This window comes from Acuticoccus sp. MNP-M23 (assembly GCF_031195445.1).
Lineage (GTDB): Bacteria > Pseudomonadota > Alphaproteobacteria > Rhizobiales > Amorphaceae > Acuticoccus.
In genome coordinates this window covers 1,168,153-1,186,730 of the sequence record NZ_CP133480.1, presented here as the reverse complement: position 1 = coordinate 1,186,730, position 18,578 = coordinate 1,168,153, and the positions used below count along the sequence as shown (strand labels likewise).

Below are 18,578 nucleotides of genomic sequence, written 5' to 3'. Positions count from 1 at the left end.
AATTGGCGCTGACGGCGGCCACCTGCAAGGCGGTCGCGTGATTGGGTGGGGGGCGGGGCGGCCCCGCCCTCCAGCGCGGCCATGCCGTCGTCCTCGTCGTAGGGCGTGTCGAACGTCTCTTCGTGGGCGACGGTTTCTTCCGGTGCGTGGCGCATCCTGCGGCGGCGGCGGCTGCCGCGGGTTGCGACGAGAATGAGCACGAGCACGATGGCCAGAAGCAGGACCGCGCCAGCCGCGACATAGGGCAGCAACGGGTCTTCGAGCAGGCGGTCGAGTTCGGTGCGGTCGTCGCCGGGGTCCACGAACTGGCGCGTGGTGTCGGCCGTGTCCACCTGTGTCGTCTGCACCGTGGTTTCCACCGGCTGCGGCGGGGCTGCCGGCGGCTCCTCGGAGGCGGGGGCGGCGGGCGGCGGGTTGTCCAGCGCGGCAAAGCCATCCGTGAAGCCGTTCAGCGAGATGGGGATTCCGATGCCTTCTTCCGGCGTCTGGAAGATCACGAAGGTGGCCGTCTTGCCGGCGCCGAACCGCTCCAGCAGCCCGTCGTCCAGCTCAACCTCGGCAATGCAGCCTTCGGGCAGGCAGCGGACGAACCCGGCAAGACCGACCTCGTTCTCGTCGATGGAGAGGCCGAGGCCTGACGGCAACAGGACGCCGAGCGGCGCAAGCACCCGCAGGATCCGGGCCTGTCGATCGGCAGTGCGCAGGAAAATGACGGTGAGGCCGACATTGGCGCGGTCCTGCGCCTCGACATTCTGGACGAGAGCGCATTGCTCCGAGGGCGAGCCCACGGGCTGCTCGCAGCGAATCTGCCAATCGCCGTGGCGGTCCACAATCCGCCCCTGCGCGGACGCGGGCGAGGCTGCGCCAAGCGACGTCAGGAACAGCGTTCCTGCAAGGGTGAGTGCGGCGAACGCCGCGGAAAATGTCCTCGCAACCATGTGCGGCACCATTGTCATACTCCCGACCGGACTGCGCGTCCCACTATCACAGCTTGGCACAAGCTGTAGAACCGAATTGGAAGAAGGTGCATGAGGGTGTTGGAAGCGGCGCGAATTGGGGCTATTGGCGGGGTGCGGCGACCGTGCGACACGGGAGCTGCGTCAGATTGCTTGGCGACCGTGCGGGTTCGCCCGTGGACGTTCTGTGGCGCTTTGGCTACCTTCAGAACAGTTCGATGTTGGTACAAGGGTCCGGCTTCGATCAAAGCTTGGGGATGATTGTGATTTCGATGACGATGCGCACCGTAACGTGCCTGGGGCTGGCTTGCGCGCTGCTGGCGATGTTTGCCGTGGCGCCTGCCCTCGCGCAGGAGCTTGGACAGCCGACGCCCTGGGGTGTCAGCATGCAACCCGCCGCGAGCGTGATCATGGGCCAGATTGTCTGGTTCGAACGCTACACGCTGGTCATCATCACGGTGATCACGCTTTTCGTGCTGGCGCTGATTGGTATCGTCATCTTCCGCTACCGCGCGAAGAAGAACCCGGTGGCCAGCCGCTTCACCCACAACACCATGATCGAAGTGGTGTGGACCATCGTTCCGGTCCTGATCCTGGTGGCGATCGCGTTCCCGTCCTTCCGCCTCCTTTATAATCAGACGACAATCCCCGAGCCGGACATGACGGTGAAGATCATCGGCGCCCAGTGGTACTGGAATTACGAGTACCAGGACGAGGATCTGGCGGACATCGGCACCATCGTCTCCTACCTGCTGGACGACGACGCCCGTGCGGAGCGCATGGAGCAGTACGGCATGACCGAGACCGAAGTGCCCCGCCTTCTGACCGTCGATTACCCGCTGGTGGTGCCCGAGGGCGTCAACGTCCAGATCCTCACGACGGCAACGGATGTGAACCACGCCGTCGCCTTCCCGGTCCTCGGCGTGAAGACCGACTCGGTTGTCGGCCGCATCAACGAGAGCTGGTTCAATGCGCTGACGACCGGCGTCTTCCGCGGCCAGTGCTCGCAGCTGTGCGGCCGTCTCCACGCCTACATGCCGCTTGAAGTGCACGTGCTGACGCAGGCCCGTTTCGACGAGTGGAAGGCGCTGGCCAAGGAAAGCCTCGACACGGCGAACGAGCAGCTTCTGACGTGGCAGGCCGAGGATGCCCGCGGCGGTACGCCCGTGGCGATGAACTGAGTCGCAACGAATTTAGCCGCACCCGCGGCGAAAGACTGAATACGGCGGCCGTGACTGGCCGCAACAGACGTAACGGAGAGGGTTGAATGGGTTACGCGGCAGCAGATCATGCCCACGACCACCCCACGGGGTGGAAACGGTGGCTGTTCTCGACGAACCACAAAGATATCGGGACGATGTATCTCATCTTCGCGATCTTTGCGGGTTTTGTCGGGGGTGGGCTATCCTTCGCGATGCGGTTGGAGCTTCAGGAGCCTGGTCTCCAGATCTTCGCCAACCCCTATGTCTACAACGTGTTCACGACCAGCCACGGCCTGATCATGATCTTCTTCATGGTGATGCCGGCGATGATCGGCGGGTTCGGCAACTGGTTCGTGCCGCTGATGATCGGCGCGCCGGACATGGCCTTCCCGCGGATGAACAACATCTCGTTCTGGCTCCTGCCCGCGTCGTTCCTGCTGCTGGTCGGCTCGCTGTTCGTGCCGGGCGCACCGGGCGCCAACGGCTTCGGCGGCGGCTGGGACATCATGCCCCCGCTGTCCACCAAGGGCTCGCCCGGACCTGCGATGGACTTCGCGATCCTCTCGCTCCACATCGCCGGTGCCTCGTCGATCCTGGGTGCGATCAACTTCATCACCACCATTCTCAACATGCGCGCACCGGGGATGACCATCCACAAGATGCCGCTGTTTGCCTGGTCGGTTCTGGTGACTGCGTTCCTTCTCCTGCTGTCGCTGCCGGTTCTGGCAGGCGCCATCACCATGCTCCTGACTGACCGCAATTTCGGGACAACCTTCTTTGCGCCTGACGGTGGCGGCGACCCGATCCTGTTTGCCCACCTGTTCTGGTTCTTCGGCCACCCGGAAGTGTACATCCTGATCCTGCCGGGCTTCGGCATCATCAGCCACATCATCTCCACCTTCTCGAAGAAGCCCGTCTTCGGCTATCTCGGCATGGCCTACGCCATGGTCGGCATCGGTGTGGTCGGCTTCGTCGTGTGGGCGCACCACATGTACACGATCGGCCTTTCGGCGGACACGCAGGCCTACTTCACCTTCGCCACGCTGGTGATTGCGGTGCCAACGGGGATCAAGATTTTCTCGTGGATCGCGACGATGTGGGGCGGTTCCATCGAGTTCAAGACGCCGATGGTCTGGGCGGTCGGGTTCATCGCCCTCTTCACCCTCGGTGGTGTGACGGGCATCCAGCTCGCCAATGCCGGCCTCGACCGTGCCTTCCACGACACCTACTATGTGGTCGCGCACTTCCACTACGTGCTGTCGATGGGTGCCGTGTTCGCCATCTTCGCGGGCTGGTACTACTGGTTCCCGAAGATGTTCGGCATGATGTACTCCGACGCGCTGGGCAAACTGCACTTCTGGGTGATGTTCATCGGTGTGAACCTCATCTTCTTCCCGCAGCACTTCCTGGGTCTTCAGGGCATGCCGCGCCGCTATGCGGACTATCCGGACCAGTTCGCGGGCTGGAACATGGTCTCGTCCATCGGCGCCTACGTGACGTTCGTCGGCATGCTGGTCTTCATCTGGGTGATGCTCGACGCGCTGGTGAAGAACCGGAAAGCCGCCGACAACCCCTGGGGCGCCGGTGCAACCACGCTGGAGTGGCAGCTGTCCTCGCCGCCGCCGTACCACCAGTTCGAAACCCTGCCGCAGGTCCGCTAGGATCTGCCGACGCCGGCGCGCCGACCGTAATTTCACGGTCTGCGCGCCCGGTAATCGCACTGCCTCCTGCCCCGGGCATTCCGGCGGTGCGTTCTGATTTCAAGGCGCTGGCGTTCGCAGCACATATCGCCATCGCCGCGCACCGACGCCGAACGGTTCGCCGAAGTAGCGCCATTACGAAGGGCGCAGTCCAGGCCCCGCCAGAAAACTCGGCCGTTCGGGGCGTTGAACCGCGTTGGCGAGACGGTTGAAACGGGGCGCGCCATGGTGCGGTGCAGCCCACGACAAAGAGTGAAACATGACCGACATTGCCGCTGTCTACGAAGGCGCTGATCCCATTCCGGGCGACTTCTACGACCTGTTGAAACCGCGGGTGATGTCGCTCGTGGTGTTCACGGCGCTGGCGGGCGCGCTGCTGGCGCCGGGCACGCTTCACCCTCTGCTCATCCTTCTGTCCATCACGGCCATCGCGGTCGGGGCGGGCGCGTCCGGCGCGCTCAACATGGTGTTCGATGCCGATATCGACGCCGTCATGTCCCGCACCAGGACGCGCCCCTTGCCATCCGGCCGCGTCTCGCGGGATGCGGCACTGGGCTTCGGCATCCTCCTGTCCGCCGGGTCGGTCATGGTGCTGGCGTTCGCGTCCAACTACGTGGCCGCCGGGCTCCTTGCCTTCACCATCTTCTTCTACGTGGTCATCTACACTCTGGTGCTGAAGCGCCGCACACCGCAGAACATCGTCATCGGCGGCGCGGCTGGTGCGCTGCCGCCGGTGGTGGGATGGGCGGCCGTCACGGGTGACGTGACGCTGGTGCCGCTGGTGATGTTCGGCATCATCTTCCTCTGGACGCCGGCGCACTTCTGGGCGCTCGCGATCCTCAAGCGTGACGACTACGCTCTGGCCGGCGTTCCCATGCTGCCCTGTGTCGCCAGCGCCACCTCCACCCGCCGGCAGATCCTCCTTTATGCGGTGTTGACCGCGGTGGCCGGCCCGTCCCTCACGCTGATCGGCGCGGCAAGCTGGGCCTATGCCGTGGTCGCGTCGGCGCTGGGCGTGTGGTTCGTGGTCCGCGCGGTCGCACTTCTCAACGCAACCGAAGACACCGAGCGGCGGAACGCGGGTCGTCTCTTCGGCGTCTCCATCGTCTATCTCTTCGCTCTCTTCGGCGCATTGATGGCGGATCACGTCATCGCAATGGTGCTGGCATGAACCCGAAGCCCGATATTGCACCCCCGGTTGCCGTGTCCGCCGAGGATGTCCCGGCCGAAAAGGAGCGCCTGCGCCGCCGCAGGAGCCGCTCCATCGCCCTCGCGGTCATTCTCGCCAGCCTCGTCATTCTCTTCTACGTGATCACGATCCTCAAATTGTCCGCCGCCACCCCATTGGTGACATGATGGCCGAAAGCCGGAAAACCTCCCGTCGGCACGGCGCCGTCGCGCTGTCGTGCGTTCTTTTTGTCAGTCTGATGGTTGGCGCGGCCTACGCCGCCGTGCCGCTATATGCGATCTTCTGCCAGGTGACCGGCTTCGGCGGCACACCTTCCGTCGGTACGGTGGAGGCGCTGCCGGGCCTGAAACCCGGTAATCGTGAGCTGACAATCCGTTTCGATGCCAATGTCGATCCCAGCCTGCCGTGGAAATTCAAGCCGGTGCAGCGCACCATGAAGGTGCGCGTCGGCGAAGTGGCGCAAGCCATGTACGAAATCGAGAATATCTCCGGCAAGGACACCGTCGGTCGGGCGGTCTACAACATCACGCCCTATCAGGGCGGCGGCTATTTCACGAAAGTGCAGTGCTTTTGCTTCGATCTGCAGCCGCTCAAGGCGCATGAAAAGCTGGAAGTGCCGGTGGTGTTCTACGTGGACCCGGCCTACGCGGAAGACCCGGATGCGGACGGGGTCAACACACTGACCTTGTCCTACACCTTCTTCTCGCAAACGCCGGTGGACGGGGAGCCGCCGGCGGGGTGATTTTACGGCGCGGCACCGTAAAGGGCTGTCGACGCTGATGAGTTTGCGTGGCAAAAGCGCATTGAATTCGGCGGAGCGGGTGTTTTTCCCGCACCGGTCAAGGCTTGCGCAAGGGCGGCTCTTTCGCCGCCTTGCTGCTGTGCGGTAAGTTGTCACCCGGCGCGGTGTGACAGTGGCGCCGCAAGCTGCGCGATGAGGGTAACGGCCGCGTCACCGCGGTATAAAGGATCAGGCCGTCCGCGGCTGGTTGAGGGGAACGACAATGGCAAGCGGTTCTAAGCCGAATCACGACTACCACATCCTGGAACCGAGCCCGTGGCCCCTGGTGGGTTCTGTCGGCGCGCTCGTGATGGCCGTTGGCGCCGTCGCGCTGATGCGCTGGAACAAGGGCGATGTGTTGATGGTCGCCGGCACGGACATTGGCGGCTGGGGCATCTTTGCCGTTGGCCTCGCCATCGTGCTGGGCACAATGGCAGGCTGGTGGGCCGACACGGTGAAGGAATCGCTCCACGGCGACCACACCCCCATCGTCAAGCTGCACCTGCGCTACGGCATGATCCTGTTCATCGCCTCCGAGGTGATGTTCTTCGTTGCGTGGTTCTGGGCCTATTTCGACGTCGCCCTCTTCCCCGACGAGCTGCGTTTCCCGCTCCGTGTCGAGGAAACCGGCGGCATGTGGCCGCCGGTCTCCATCGAGACCTTCGATCCCTGGCACCTGCCGCTGTTCAACACCATGATCCTGCTCCTGTCCGGCACCACGGTCACGTGGGCGCACCATGCGCTGCTGGAGAACGACAAAGAGGGGCTGCGTCTCGGCCTTCTGTGCACGGTTGCGCTTGGTGCGCTGTTCTCGCTCGTGCAGATCTTCGAGTACACGCACGCCGCGTTCGCATTCGATGGCAACATCTATGGCGCGACCTTCTTCATGGCGACGGGCTTCCACGGCTTCCACGTGTTCGTCGGAACCATCTTCCTCGCCATCTGCCTCTGGCGGGCGTCGAAGAATCATTTCACGCCGCAGCGTCATTTCGGCTTCGAAGCGGCGGCCTGGTATTGGCACTTTGTGGACGTGGTGTGGCTCTTCCTCTTCCTGGCTATCTATGTGTGGGGCGCAGGCACCATCGCCCATTAACGAAGCGCGGGTGGCCACTCGCGTGAGTGGCCGCTCGCCATCGGATCGGATGGTTTGAGCAACGTGACCAGAACGACCGGCGCACGCGTCGTCCTCGCGTTGCTGACAGCGGCCGCCTTTGCGGTGCTCATCAGCCTCGGCGTGTGGCAACTCCAGCGCCTTGCCTGGAAAGAGGCGCTGATTGCAGCGGCCACCGAGCGCCCGACCCTTCCGGCGATAGCCGCTCCCGGCCCGGACATTTGGTCGGACTTCTCCCTCGACGACTGGAATTATCGCCGCATCCGGCTGACGGGCACGTTCGGCCCAGGCGAAGCCTATGCGTGGACCAATTTGTCCGAACCGCGTGGCGGCGACTATGCGGGCGCCGGCTATTTTGTGGTGGCGCCGTTCACCACCACGGATGGCTGGTCCGTGCTCGTCAACCGCGGCTTCGTACCTGACGGGCAGCAGGCGCCTGGCACGCGGCCGGGGTCCGGCCCCGTCGCGGGCGTGGTGACAGTGGAGGGGCTGATCCGCCGGAACGACCCGCCCAACTTCGTGACGCCGGCGCCAGACCTTGAAACCATGGTCTGGTTCTCGCGCGACATTCCCGGCATGATGGCGGCCTTCGACCGCGATCCGGCCCGCACAGCGCCCTATTCGGTGGATCTGGTGGCAGCGGAAACGCCAGCCGGCGGCCTCCCCCAGGCGGGCGAGAGCCACATCAGCTTTGCCAACAGCCACCTGCAATATGCGTTGACCTGGTTCGGCCTGGCCGCAGCGCTGGTTGGCGTCGTGATCGCCGCGCTCTGGCGCCGCCGCCGCAAGTCGCCCGAGGCTTAAAAGTTGATTGCGGCGTCCAGCGGAGAAAGCGGCGTGAGGCCTGCAAGGGCCGCTCTGGCGTTGCGGCTGTCCTCGTTCATCTGCGCAATCAGTGGCGCCATCCCGTCGAACGTCAATTCCGGCCGCAGGAACGATACGAGCGTCACGGGCAGCTCTTCTCCGTAAAGGTCGCCGGCATAATCGAACACGTGGGTTTCGAGGAGCGGTGCGCCGTTGTCGAAGGTCGGCCGGCGGCCGAAGCTCGCCACCCCATTGCGCCAGAGGCCGTCAATCCGGATGCGCACGGCATAGATGCCGTGGCGGAGCGCGGTTTCCGGCGGGAGGCACTGGTTGGCGGTGGGGTAGCCCATCTCGCGGCCGCGCTTCTGGCCGTGGATGATCGGGCTTGTCACCGTGTAGCGGTAGCCGAGGAGGGTGGCCGCGAGACCCGGCTCGCCCTCGCTGAGGAGGGTCCGGATGCGCGAGGACGAGACCACCTCGCCACCGGCGTCGCCGTAGGCATCCACCACCGTCACGCCGAAGCGGGGGTCGGCGGCCAGCCGCGCCGCGTCGCCGCTCCGTTTTGCGCCGAACTTGAAATCGTGCCCCACGGTCACGTGCCGGGCGCCCAGCTGGCCTACCAGCACGTCGTCGATGAAGGCGTCGGCGGTGAGGGCTGCAAGGGGGGCATCGAACCGTGCAACCACCAGAGCGCTCAAGCCAACGGCCTTGACGAGGCGTGCCTTTTCGGCCGGTGGGGTCAGGCGGAACACGGGCGCGCCGGAGAAATAGGCGCGCGGGTGGGGCTCGAATGTCAACGCGGTGACGGGGCCGGGGCCATCCAGCGCAGCCGCCAGCACGGCCTGATGGCCGCGGTGCACCCCGTCGAAGTTGCCGATGGCGACGGTGCCCCCGGCCAGCGCTGCCGGAACAGCACCGAGATCCACGGCAAAGCCGTCCATCGTGCCGCTACCAGCCAAGCTTGGCGATGAAGTGGCTGGCGGACAGCCCCTCCTTGCCCAGCCGCTCGCGCACCTTGGCGGGGTCCGGCACGCCGTTTTCGCCCAGTTCGTGAACGTGGATGCCGTTGGTGATGAACAGAACGTCGAGCCCCTGCCGGTTGGCGCCGGTGATGTCGGTCGGCAGGCCGTCGCCGATGGCGAGCACGCGCTTGGCATCCGGCGCAATCTCGGCAATGCGGCCAAGGGCCATTTTGTAGATGGGCGCATGGGGCTTGCCGAACTGGCGGGCCATGCCGCCCATGTCCTCGTAGATCTTCGCAAGGGCGCCGCCGCAATAGACGATGTCGCCGCCACGCTCGACCACAATGTCCGGATTGGCGCAGATGAAGGGGACGGAGAGAGCCGACAGCGCCGCAATCTCGTCCGAATAGTCCGCGGGGACTTCATCGTCGGAGCGCATGTCGGTGCCTACGATGGCGTCGGCCTCGTCGGCGGAGTTGACCAGCTCGATGGCGGTGCCGTCATAGAGCGTCAGGTCGCGTGACGGGCCGAGGTGGTAGACGCGGCGGAAGCCTTCGTCGATCAAATGCTGGCGAACCACGTCACCGGAGGACACCACGGTGTCGAACGCATCGCGCAAGGCGCCGAGGCGCATCAGCTGGTCGATGACCGGGCCGGAAGGGCGCGGCGCATTGGTGAGCAGCACCACCGGCTTGCCGGTCTGGCGGAAGCGGGCCAGCGCGTCGGAAGCCGCATCATGGGCGGCCACGCCGTTGTGAAGAACGCCCCACACGTCGCAGAGGATGGCGTCGTAGTCATCGGCGATGGCGCTGAGGCCGGAGATCGGAGCGTCGGTCATGCTGGCTTTCGGGTGGTACGCTGTGGACGGAGGGCGGACGCGGACGGCAAGCCTTGCGCCTGCCGCCCCACGCCTAGACGATAGGGCGGTCAAGGGAAAGCGGCACCACCTCATGCGCCAGAAGGCTGCCATACTGGAGCGCACGGCCCTGCAGCCGGGCGTCCACCGTCTCGACGATGCGCTGATCGACAAGATCGCCGCGGGCGAGGTGGTCGAGCGGCCGGCCAGCGTCGTGAAGGAGCTGGTCGAGAACGCGCTCGATGCCGGCGCCAGTGCCATCGACATTGCGGTCGAGGCAGGGGGCGCGGCGTTGATCCGCGTGGCCGACGATGGGCACGGGATCGGCGTGGACGATCTGCCGCTGGCCGTCTCCCGCCACTGCACGTCCAAGCTCACAACAGCGGCGGACCTTGCGGCGATCCTGACCATGGGGTTCCGCGGCGAAGCGCTGCCGTCCATCGGTGCCGTGGCGCGCCTTTGCGTGTCGTCGCGGGCGTCCGGCGCGGCCGATGGCGCGGAGATCCGCGTTGAGGGCGGCCGGGTGCAGGCGGTGGAGCCGCGGGGGCGCGCGCCCGGGACCACCGTGGAGGTGCGCGACCTCTTCTTTGCCACGCCGGCACGGCTGAAATTCATGAAGAGCGAGCGCAGCGAGGTGATTGCGGTCAGCGACATCGTGAAGCGGCTTGCACTGTCGGCGCCCGCCGTCGCCTTCTCGCTCACCACCGGCGGCCGGCCGATGCGCTATCCCGCAGGCACGCCCGCGGACCGCGCGCGCGACGTGCTGGGGCCGGACTTTGCCGCGGAGGCGATCCACCTCAACGCCGAGCGGGAGGGGGTGCGGGTGTCCGGTCTTCTCGGTCTTCCCACCAACGGGCGCTCCAATTCGCTGCACCAGTATGCGTTCGTGAACGGGCGTGTGGTGCGCGACAAGCTGATCGGCCAGGCGCTGCGGGCGGGCTATCAGGACGTGATGTCGCGGGATCGGCACCCGATGGCCGTCCTGTCGATCGACATCGGCCCGGAGGACGTGGACGTCAACGTCCACCCCCAGAAGGCGGACGTTCGCTTCCGCGAGCCGAACCTCGTGCGCGGGCTGATCGTGTCGGCCATCCGCAAGCAGCTGGCCGAGATGGCGCCGCGCACCACCCGCGCAATCTCGTCGGCCGCCCTGTCCGCGGTTCGGGTGCCGGAGCGTCCGCCAGAGCGCATGCCGGGGTTCGCCGAACCCGGAGCCGCCTTCGCCACAGCGCGGGACAACGGCCGGCCGGCGCCCCTGCGGGCCGAGCCGCGCCACGCACCGCGTTTCTTCAGCCCGCCGCCTGCCGCCCGCACGGCCCCCATGGCGCCCATGCCGGAGGCCACCGACGGCCCGGACGCGGACGAGGCCGCGCATTTCCTCGGCGCTGCGGTGGCGCAGGTGCACAAGAACTACATTCTGGCCCAGACCGCCGAAGGTTTGGTGGTGGTCGACCAGCACGCCGCCCACGAGCGGATCGTCTACGAGGCTTTGAAAAGCGCCGCGGCCGCCGGCGCTTCCAAGGCGCAGGGGCTCCTCATTCCCGAGGTGGTGGAGCTGACGCCCGAAGAGGTCTCCCATCTCGCCGATCATGCCGAAACCTTCGGCGCGCTGGGGCTGACGCTGGAGCCGTTCGGCCGCGGCGCGGTGGTGGTGCGCGAAACGCCGGCGCCGCTGGGAAATTTCGACATTGCGGGGCTGGTGCGCGAACTGGCCGACGAGGTGGCCGAATGGGGCGCCGCCGAAGGCCTGGAAACCCGCCTCAACAAGATCGCCGCGACCATGGCGTGCCACGGGTCGGTCCGTTCCGGCCGGCGCCTCGACCATGCCGAGATGAACGCGCTCCTGCGCCAGATCGAAACCACGCCGTCGGCCGCGCAGTGCAACCACGGCCGGCCAACGTTCGTATCGCTGACCCTGCACGACATCGAAAAGCTGTTTGAGCGGCGATGAACAAGCACACCATCCGCGTTTATTTCGAGGATACCGATTTTTCGGGCCGCGTGTATCACGGTGCTTTCGTGCGCTTTCTGGAGCGGGGGCGCACGGAATTTCTGCGGGAGACCGGCATCGACCACGCCGCGCTGGCAGCCGGCACGCCGCCGCTCTTCTTCACCCTGCGCGCAATGACGCTGTCCTTTGCCGGGCCGGCGTTGATCGACGATCTCCTCACCGTCGAGACCCGGCCAACCGGGACAAGGCGCGCCGTGTTCACCATGGCGCAGCAGATTTTCCGGGGGGATCGCGCGATCGTGACCGCAAGCGTGGAATTGTGCCTGATCGACGCGGCGGGCCGGCCGGCGCGCCCCCCGGCCGCGGTCGCCGCAAGTCTGCAGGCTGCTTGATCTTGGGCCGCGAGGGGCGTAATGCGCGGCTGGTCCGTGGTCATGCCCGCGGGGCCGCGTCTATGCGCTCATGGTGCCGTTGTGGCAGAACATGAAGTTAACGCCGTGCTGACAAGTGCACGAAATTCGGGTTAGACGCTCCTGAGCGCCCGCAAGGGCAATCCACGCCATCTGCCGGCCGTCTTGGAGTCTGTTTTGAGCGCACGTCATCCTTTCCTCGCGAATGATTATCAGGCGGTCTCCTGTGCTTGAGACGATCACATCCATCCTGTCCGCCATCCCTGACGTTTTCCATATGGGGCTCCTGTCCCAGGTGGGCGGCGGAGTGGAGGCGGGCGCCGAGCTGGCTGCACCGGGCGAATTCTCGCTGATCGGCCTGTTTCTTGAGGCCCAGCTGATCGTGAAGATCGTCATGCTCGGTCTGATCGCGGCCTCGGTGTGGTGCTGGGCGATCATCATCTACAAGCTGGTCGCGTTCCGCCGCCTGCGTGCGCGCATCCATCGGTTCGAGGACGATTTCTGGTCCGGCCAGTCGCTGGAGGAGCTCTACCAGGCCCAGTCGAGCGAACGACCGGACGGGATCGCATCGATCTTCGTTGCGGCCATGAAGGAGTGGAAGCGCAGCCATGAGGGCGACAAGCCCGCGCTGTCCTCCCTCGCCAACCGCATCGACCGCGTGATGACCATGACGCTGTCGCGTGAGGGCGAAGAGATGGAGCGCGGCCTGATGGTGCTGGCTTCGGTCGGCTCCGCGGCGCCGTTCATCGGCCTGTTCGGCACGGTGTGGGGCATCATGAGCTCGTTCCAGGCCATTGCGGCGTCCGAATCCACCAACCTTGCGGTGGTCGCGCCCGGTATCGCTGAGGCTCTGTTTGCCACCGCGCTCGGCCTTCTGGCCGCCATTCCGGCCACCATCTTCTACAACAAGCTGGCCACCGACGTGAGCCGGCTCACCCAGCACATGGAAGGGTTCGCCGACGAGTTTCTGGCGATCCTCTCCCGCGAGATCGACGAGCGCATCTGATATGGGCATGGCCTCGTTCAGCGGCGGACCGGGCGGCGGGCGGCGGGGAAGCCGCCGACGCTCGCGTTTTCAGCCCATGTCGGAAATCAACGTCACGCCATTTGTTGACGTGATGCTGGTTCTGCTCATCATCTTCATGGTGTCGGCGCCGCTGCTCACCGTGGGCGTGCCGCTTGATCTGCCGGAGACCAAGGCCAGTCCGCTGGATGGCGCGGTGGACCCGCTGACCGTATCGATCGACGCGGAGGGTGCTGTGTTTCTGCAGGAAGAGCCCATCGAGATCGAGCAGCTGATTGCGCGGCTGGAAGCCATTGCCGGCGCCGGTTACGAGGAGCGTATTCTGGTGCGCGGCGATACCACGGCCAACTACGGGGCGATCATGCGCGTGATGGGCCGGCTCAGCCAGGCCGGGTTCACGCGGATCGGCCTCGTGACGACCGAGGAGCAATGATATGCGCACGGCCCTGATCGTATCGGCCGTGCTGCATCTTTCGCTTCTGCTGGCGATGATCCTGAATCTCGGCCAGCCGGACGCTTTTGCGACGCAGCCCGTGGCCGCACTGCCCATCGAGCTTGTGACCATTGCCGACGAGACCGACGTGACGCTCGGCGAGACCACCGCTGAGGCCGTGGTGGAGGACGCCGCGCCCGAAACGGTGGAGGCCGAAGAGCCGCCGTTGCCCGAGGAAACGCCCGGCGCCACCGACACGCCGGCCGACGAGATCGCGACCGACGCTGCCGCCCGCGAGAATGCGGCCGAATCCAGCGCGCCGCAGCCCGAAGCCGAGCCCGAGCCGGTGGCTGAGGCCGAGACCGAGGAGCCCGCCGTCACGCCCGAGCCGCCGGCCGAGGCCGCGCCGGAGCCGGAAGCGGCCGCCGAGACCGAAGTGGCCAGCATCGCCCCGGTGGAATCGGAGGCGACGCCGGAGCCTGAGGCGGCCGAGCCTGCGCCGGTCGTCCCGGTAAACGTGGTGCCCAACCGCAAGCCGACCCCGCCGCCGCGGCGCCAGCAGGCGCGCACGCAGCCTCCGGTGGAAGACGCCTTCAACGCGGACCGGCTGTCTCAGCTCATCAACCGCACCGATCCGTCCGGCGGCGGTGCAGGATCGGCCCAGGCCTCGCTCGGCGCCAGCGAAGGGCGCAACGCTGCAACCTTGACGTTGTCCGAAAAGGATGCGCTGAGAAGCCAGATGCAGCGTTGCTGGAATCCGCCCATCGGGCTGGCCGACGGTCAGTCTGTCGTGGTGACGGTCCAGGTTGCGCTTGGCATCGACGGCAGTGTTCTTGCCGTCTTCGAAACAGGCCGGTCCGGCACCGGCCCGCTCTACGATGTGGCATCGGACGCGGCGCAGCGCGCCGTCATCCAGTGCCAGCCTTACCGGCTTCCGGCGGAAAAGCACTCCGCCTGGAAGGACGTCCAAGTCAACTTCGACCCTCGGGATTTGTATTGATGATGCGTTTTCTCGCCGCGCTCCTGGTTCTTGTCACGCTCGCACTGCCGCGTCCGGCGTCTGCGCTGGTCTCGATCGATGTGACGGAGGGGCAGGCGCGGGCGCTGCCCATCGCCATTCCCTATTTTGCGGCACCGCCCAACGAGGTGGCGCTGGGCCAGCAGATCGCCAGCGTGGTGGAGGCTGACCTCACCAGCTCCGGCCTCTTCCGCGCGGTCGACCGGGCGGCATTCATCTCTCCCACAATGGGCACGGCGGACGTGCCGCGCTTTGGCGACTGGCGCGCCATTGGCGCCGAGGCCCTGGTGACGGGGCAGGTGGTTCCGGAGGCCGACGGGCGCCTCCGGGTGGAGTTTCGCCTGTGGGACCCGCTGCAGGAGCAGCAGATTGTCGGCCAGCAATTCTTCACCACGCCGGACAACTGGCGCCGCGTGGCGCACATTGTGGCCGATGCGATCTATGAGCGGATGACTGGCGAGAAGGGTTATTTCGACACGCGGATCGTGTTCGTCGGCGAAAGCGGCCCCAAGACGGCACGGGTCAAGCGCCTCGCGATCATGGATCAGGACGGCGCCAACCTCAAATATCTGACCGACGGGTCCAGCCTGGTGCTGACGCCGCGGTTCAGCCCCGCCGGGCAGACCGTCACCTACATGAGCTACGAGGGCGCGCAGCCGCAGGTCTTCCTGTTGAACGTGGAGACCGGTCAGCGGCAGATCCTCGGCAATTTCGACAACATGAGCTTTGCGCCGCGCTTTTCGCCGGACGGCCGGCGGGTGGTCCTTTCGCTTCAGGAGGGGGGCAACTCCAACCTGTTCGAGATGGACCTTGGCACGCGGCAACTGCGGCGGCTGACGGAGACGCCCGCCATCGACACCGCGCCGTCCTATTCGCCGGACGGTTCGCAGATCGTGTTCGAGAGCGACCGCGGCGGCTCACAGCAACTCTACGTGATGAGCGCGGGCGGCGGTGGTGCCACGCGGATCTCGTTCGGCGACGGCCGGTACTCGACGCCGGTGTGGTCGCCCCGCGGCGACCTCATTGCCTTCACCAAGCAGGGTGGCGGGCGCTTTTCCATCGGCGTGATGGCCCCGGACGGCAGCGGCGAGCGCCTCCTCACCACCGGCTACCACAATGAAGGACCCACCTGGGCGCCCAACGGCCGCGTGCTGGCATTCTTCCGCGAAAGCGGCGGCCCGTCCGGCGGGGCGAGCGTCTACACGGTTGACATCACGGGGCGCAACGAGCGGCGGCTGGACACGGGCACGCTTGCCTCCGATCCCGCCTGGTCGCCCACACGGCAGTGATGCGCTGCCAGGCGTTGCATTTTGTGGAAACCCGGCGTTTACCAGTTTCGCACTGAAGATCTTAACCGCGTTCGTGGCACGTGCCGGTATTCCCATCGGAGTGAGTTGATGGCTGTCCTATCCAAACGTTTTCTGACCCAGGCCTTCACGGTCCTGGCGCTGTCTCTCACACTCGGTATTGCCGGTTGTGCGAAGAAGCCCCCGGTCAACACCGCCGGCGCCGCAACGCCGGGGTCGCAGGCAGACTTTGCGCAGAATGTGGGCGACCGCGTGCTGTTCCTCGTCGATTCCTCGCAGATCGAGCCGTCTGCAGCGCAGATCCTGACAGCGCAGGCCGCCTGGCTCAACAAGTACCCCCGCTACCAGATCACCGTGGAAGGCCATGCCGACGAGCGTGGCACGCGTGAATACAACATTGCGCTGTCGGCGCGGCGTGCAGAGGCGGCGAAGAATTTCCTGGCCAGTCGCGGCGTTGCCGCAAGCCGGCTGCGCACGCTCTCCTTCGGCAAGGAGCGGCCTGTCGCCGTTTGCGATGCCGAGTCCTGCTGGTCGCAGAATCGGCGTGCGGTGACCGTCCTCAACGGCGGCTAGCAGAAACTCGTCCGTTAAGGGCGTTCAAAACGCGCGCCAGAGCCGCTATAAGGCGCGCGTCAACGCTCAAAACGAGAGAGTTCGCCAATGCGTACGCTCCTCACGGTGCTTTTTGTTTCTGTTTCCGGCGCGGCGCTTGCGCTGCCACCGGTGGCAACACCCGCCACGGTGGGTTCCGGTGTTGTGGAGGTGCAGAACCGCTTTCTGCCGGGCTTCCTCGGCGGTGGCGACAAGAATGCCGCCCCCGACAACACCCAGCTTCGCCTCGACCAGCTTGAGACGCAGGTGCGTTCCCTGACCGGCCAGGTGGAGCAGCTCACCTTCACCATCCGCCGGCTGGAAAGTGCGTTGCAGAACCAGCCGGCGCCTGCACAGCGCGCACCCGGCCAGCAGGGTTCGCTGTCCGGCACCGGCGCACCGCCGGCCCCTCTTGGCAGCTCTGCACCCGCACCCGCCCCGGCGCAAAATACCCAGAGTGCCGGTGCGGCAGCGGGCGGACCGATCGACCTTTCGGCGCTCAACCGCTCTGCCGCCGAATTTTCAACGACCCCCGCGCCCGCAGCAAGCACGCCAGAACCGGCCGCGTCCGCACAGCCAGGCGCGCTCGCGAATGCGCGCCAGCTCCAGCAGTCGGGCCGCTTTGCGATGGCGGCCGACGAGGCGCGCGCCGTTCTCGCCGCAAACCCCAACGGGCCGGTGGCCGGCGAGGCGCGCTATCTCCTCGGTGAAGCGTTGATGGCGCAGGGGGATTTTCGCACGGCGGCCAACCTCTTCCTCGAAAATTACACCTCCGATCCCAACAGCGAACATGCGCCGTCCAGCCTCCTCAAGCTCGGCACGGCGCTCAATGGCCTTGGCGAGAAGGAGGCGGCGTGTTCTTCGCTGGAAGAGTTGATCGGCGCCTATCCCAACGCCGACGCAGGTTTGCGGGCCGAGGCTGAGCGCGAACGGCAGGCCGCCAACTGCGCGTGAGCCAGCCGGCGGCCAGCCCCTTCTGGCCGGCCGGGTTCGACGTTGCGCTTCTTGCGGCCGTCAGCGGGCCGCTTGGCCTTGCCGTCTCCGGTGGCAGCGACTCCGCGGCGCTTGCGGCTCTGGCGCACGAGGCGGGTTTTCATGACGCCGTGGTGCTGACGGTTGACCACGGTCTCCGGCCCGGCTCTGCCGAGGACGCCGGAACGGTGGTCGCGCTTGCCGGTCGGCTGGGCCTGTCCTGCCACTGTCTTCGCGCCGGACCGCACGACGGCAGCTCGGTGCAAGCCTGGGCGCGCAACGTGCGCTATGGCTTGTTACGAGATGCGGCGCAAAGGCTGGGCCTTGCCGCCATTGTCACTGCGCACACGCTGGACGATCAGGCCGAAACGCTGCTCCTGCGCCTCGGGCGTGGCAGCGGGCTGCGTGGCCTCGGCGCCATCCGTGCCGACACGGTGCAGAACGGATTGCGGATCCTGCGGCCGCTTCTGGCTGCCCGGCGGGCTGACCTGCGCGCTGCCCTTGTTGCCCGCAACATCAGCTGGCGGGACGATCCCTCCAACGTGGACACGCGCTTTGCCCGCGTTGCCGTGCGCAAGCTCGCGCCCGCGCTGGAGGCTGCCGGCCTCACGGCGGCCCGGCTTGCCGATGCGGCAGCGCACCTTGCGCGCGCCAGCACCGCCATTGACGACGCGGTTGCCAGCCTTGCCGCCGCCGCCCTCAGGGTCGACCGCGCGGGCGCCGTCATCATTGCCCGCGCCCCCTTTGCGGTCGCGGCCGAAGAGGTTCGCCTCCGCCTTCTGTCGGACGCGGTTCAGATGGCCGGCGGCAATGCCCATGGCCCAAGGTTCGATGCGCTCAGCATTGCCGCCGACATGGCGCTGCGCGGCGCGGGGCGTACCACGCTGGGCCGAACGGTTCTGGACGCGGGGCCGGCCGACATTGTTCTCTGGCGTGAGGCGCGCGGCATCCGCCCGGTCGATCTCGCGCCCGGCGGCATCGTGGTTTTCGACGGGCGGTACGAAATTTCGCTGGCGGCGGGTATTGCGGCTGTCAAAGTCGCACCGCTTGGCGCGGCGGCTGCGCTCTGCCCGGCGCTCGGCCACGCACGGGCCAGAGCCACCGCGCCGGCCATCTTCCGGGACGGCCGCTTTCTTGCCGCGCCGACGCTTGGTGTGGTGCGTCACGGGTTTGAACGTGCGATGATTTCTCTGCGGCGCATGCGGTGAAGAGTCCTCCTTTCGCGCGAGGCTGTTGGCAGCACCTCGTTGCCATCCTATGTTGGTTTCCATGATGGCGGCGTATGTACCGCCTCCCGCGTCCGAACCGGGC

Annotated in this window: 18 protein-coding genes and 1 pseudogene; 16 read left to right on the top strand and 3 right to left on the bottom strand. The window is 66.5% G+C overall.

Translation table 11 applies throughout. The features are described 5' to 3' along the window. Positions 1 to 419: 419 nt before the first annotated feature. Positions 420 to 956: pseudogene (locus RDV64_RS05615) on the bottom strand (invasion associated locus B family protein); the annotation flags it as partial. Positions 957 to 1,213: 257 nt separating this feature from the next. On the opposite strand from RDV64_RS05615, the gene coxB reads away from it, so the two are divergent. The 7 genes from coxB (at position 1,214) to RDV64_RS05580 (ending at position 7,743) form a co-directional block, all read left to right on the top strand. Next, a complete protein-coding gene (gene coxB / locus RDV64_RS05610) occupies positions 1,214 to 2,137 on the top strand; it encodes a cytochrome c oxidase subunit II (protein WP_309198291.1) in 924 nt (307 codons plus the stop codon). 86 nt (positions 2,138 to 2,223) lie between these two features. Beyond that, positions 2,224 to 3,819, top strand: a complete 1,596-nt coding sequence (gene ctaD, locus RDV64_RS05605; RefSeq protein ID WP_309198290.1) for a cytochrome c oxidase subunit I — start codon at positions 2,224 to 2,226, stop codon at positions 3,817 to 3,819. Between the two features lie 298 nt (positions 3,820 to 4,117). Continuing rightward, positions 4,118 to 5,029 carry a heme o synthase gene (locus tag RDV64_RS05600; RefSeq protein ID WP_309198289.1) on the top strand — a complete coding sequence of 304 codons (912 nt, stop codon included), beginning with the start codon at positions 4,118 to 4,120 and terminating at the stop codon, positions 5,027 to 5,029. Further along, a complete protein-coding gene (locus RDV64_RS05595; protein WP_309198288.1) occupies positions 5,026 to 5,214 on the top strand; it encodes a hypothetical protein in 189 nt (62 codons plus the stop codon). The genes RDV64_RS05600 and RDV64_RS05595 overlap by 4 nt, the downstream gene beginning before the upstream one ends. After that, positions 5,211 to 5,789: a cytochrome c oxidase assembly protein gene (locus tag RDV64_RS05590; RefSeq protein ID WP_375143791.1), complete on the top strand. Its 579-nt coding sequence runs from the start codon at positions 5,211 to 5,213 to the stop codon at positions 5,787 to 5,789. Before RDV64_RS05595 ends, RDV64_RS05590 begins: the two co-directional genes overlap by 4 nt. A gap of 262 nt (positions 5,790 to 6,051) precedes the next feature. Further along, positions 6,052 to 6,921 (top strand): cytochrome c oxidase subunit 3, encoded by an 870-nt coding sequence (locus tag RDV64_RS05585; protein WP_309198287.1) that lies wholly within the window; start codon positions 6,052 to 6,054, stop codon positions 6,919 to 6,921. 63 nt (positions 6,922 to 6,984) lie between these two features. Then, a complete protein-coding gene (locus RDV64_RS05580) occupies positions 6,985 to 7,743 on the top strand; it encodes an SURF1 family protein (RefSeq protein ID WP_309198286.1) in 759 nt (252 codons plus the stop codon). On the opposite strand, the gene RDV64_RS05575 is transcribed toward RDV64_RS05580, so the two are convergent. Both RDV64_RS05575 and RDV64_RS05570 read right to left on the bottom strand, forming a co-directional pair. Beyond that, positions 7,740 to 8,684 (bottom strand): bifunctional riboflavin kinase/FAD synthetase, encoded by a 945-nt coding sequence (locus RDV64_RS05575; protein ID WP_309198285.1) that lies wholly within the window; start codon positions 8,682 to 8,684, stop codon positions 7,740 to 7,742. The two genes, RDV64_RS05580 and RDV64_RS05575, sit on opposite strands and share 4 nt — an antisense overlap. 7 nt (positions 8,685 to 8,691) lie before the next feature. Then, positions 8,692 to 9,543 (bottom strand): TIGR01459 family HAD-type hydrolase, encoded by an 852-nt coding sequence (locus RDV64_RS05570; protein ID WP_309198284.1) that lies wholly within the window; start codon positions 9,541 to 9,543, stop codon positions 8,692 to 8,694. A gap of 112 nt (positions 9,544 to 9,655) precedes the next feature. Here RDV64_RS05570 and mutL point away from each other — a divergent pair, with 112 nt between their 5' ends. From mutL to tilS, 9 genes are all read left to right on the top strand, one after another. Next, positions 9,656 to 11,512, top strand: a complete 1,857-nt coding sequence (gene mutL / locus RDV64_RS05565; protein ID WP_309199438.1) for a DNA mismatch repair endonuclease MutL — start codon at positions 9,656 to 9,658, stop codon at positions 11,510 to 11,512. After that, positions 11,509 to 11,904, top strand: coding sequence for a YbgC/FadM family acyl-CoA thioesterase (locus RDV64_RS05560; RefSeq protein ID WP_309198283.1), 396 nt, complete (start codon positions 11,509 to 11,511; stop codon positions 11,902 to 11,904). Before mutL ends, RDV64_RS05560 begins: the two co-directional genes overlap by 4 nt. Before the next feature lie 295 nt (positions 11,905 to 12,199). Further along, positions 12,200 to 12,928, top strand: coding sequence for a protein TolQ (gene tolQ, locus RDV64_RS05555; RefSeq protein WP_309199437.1), 729 nt, complete (start codon positions 12,200 to 12,202; stop codon positions 12,926 to 12,928). Position 12,929: 1 nt separating this feature from the next. After that, on the top strand, positions 12,930 to 13,379 hold the full coding sequence (gene tolR / locus RDV64_RS05550) for a protein TolR (RefSeq protein ID WP_309198282.1): 450 nt from the start codon (positions 12,930 to 12,932) through the stop codon (positions 13,377 to 13,379). A gap of 1 nt (position 13,380) precedes the next feature. After that, a complete protein-coding gene (locus RDV64_RS05545) occupies positions 13,381 to 14,379 on the top strand; it encodes a cell envelope integrity protein TolA (protein ID WP_309198281.1) in 999 nt (332 codons plus the stop codon). After that, a complete protein-coding gene (tolB, locus tag RDV64_RS05540; RefSeq protein ID WP_309198280.1) occupies positions 14,379 to 15,686 on the top strand; it encodes a Tol-Pal system beta propeller repeat protein TolB in 1,308 nt (435 codons plus the stop codon). The genes RDV64_RS05545 and tolB overlap by 1 nt, the downstream gene beginning before the upstream one ends. A 108-nt stretch (positions 15,687 to 15,794) precedes the next feature. Further along, positions 15,795 to 16,277, top strand: coding sequence for a peptidoglycan-associated lipoprotein Pal (gene pal / locus RDV64_RS05535; RefSeq protein WP_309198279.1), 483 nt, complete (start codon positions 15,795 to 15,797; stop codon positions 16,275 to 16,277). Between the two features lie 87 nt (positions 16,278 to 16,364). Next, positions 16,365 to 17,249, top strand: coding sequence for a tetratricopeptide repeat protein (locus RDV64_RS05530; protein ID WP_309198278.1), 885 nt, complete (start codon positions 16,365 to 16,367; stop codon positions 17,247 to 17,249). Beyond that, the gene (gene tilS, locus RDV64_RS05525; RefSeq protein ID WP_309198277.1) at positions 17,246 to 18,475 is read left to right on the top strand and encodes a tRNA lysidine(34) synthetase TilS; all 1,230 of its coding nucleotides are present in this window, start codon (positions 17,246 to 17,248) and stop codon (positions 18,473 to 18,475) included. The genes RDV64_RS05530 and tilS overlap by 4 nt, the downstream gene beginning before the upstream one ends. Positions 18,476 to 18,578 lie beyond the last annotated feature (103 nt).

Coding starts and splice junctions, on each gene's coding strand:
- coxB (WP_309198291.1), top strand. CDS start 1,214: ATGATTGTGATTTCGATGACGATGCGCACCGTAACGTGCCTGGGGCTG.
- ctaD (WP_309198290.1), top strand. CDS start 2,224: ATGGGTTACGCGGCAGCAGATCATGCCCACGACCACCCCACGGGGTGG.
- RDV64_RS05600 (WP_309198289.1), top strand. CDS start 4,118: ATGACCGACATTGCCGCTGTCTACGAAGGCGCTGATCCCATTCCGGGC.
- RDV64_RS05595 (WP_309198288.1), top strand. CDS start 5,026: ATGAACCCGAAGCCCGATATTGCACCCCCGGTTGCCGTGTCCGCCGAG.
- RDV64_RS05590 (WP_375143791.1), top strand. CDS start 5,211: ATGATGGCCGAAAGCCGGAAAACCTCCCGTCGGCACGGCGCCGTCGCG.
- RDV64_RS05585 (WP_309198287.1), top strand. CDS start 6,052: ATGGCAAGCGGTTCTAAGCCGAATCACGACTACCACATCCTGGAACCG.
- RDV64_RS05575 (WP_309198285.1), bottom strand. CDS start 8,684: ATGGACGGCTTTGCCGTGGATCTCGGTGCTGTTCCGGCAGCGCTGGCC.
- RDV64_RS05570 (WP_309198284.1), bottom strand. CDS start 9,543: ATGACCGACGCTCCGATCTCCGGCCTCAGCGCCATCGCCGATGACTAC.
- mutL (WP_309199438.1), top strand. CDS start 9,656: ATGCGCCAGAAGGCTGCCATACTGGAGCGCACGGCCCTGCAGCCGGGC.
- RDV64_RS05560 (WP_309198283.1), top strand. CDS start 11,509: ATGAACAAGCACACCATCCGCGTTTATTTCGAGGATACCGATTTTTCG.
- tolQ (WP_309199437.1), top strand. CDS start 12,200: ATGGGGCTCCTGTCCCAGGTGGGCGGCGGAGTGGAGGCGGGCGCCGAG.
- tolR (WP_309198282.1), top strand. CDS start 12,930: ATGGGCATGGCCTCGTTCAGCGGCGGACCGGGCGGCGGGCGGCGGGGA.
- RDV64_RS05545 (WP_309198281.1), top strand. CDS start 13,381: ATGCGCACGGCCCTGATCGTATCGGCCGTGCTGCATCTTTCGCTTCTG.
- tolB (WP_309198280.1), top strand. CDS start 14,379: ATGATGCGTTTTCTCGCCGCGCTCCTGGTTCTTGTCACGCTCGCACTG.
- pal (WP_309198279.1), top strand. CDS start 15,795: ATGGCTGTCCTATCCAAACGTTTTCTGACCCAGGCCTTCACGGTCCTG.
- RDV64_RS05530 (WP_309198278.1), top strand. CDS start 16,365: ATGCGTACGCTCCTCACGGTGCTTTTTGTTTCTGTTTCCGGCGCGGCG.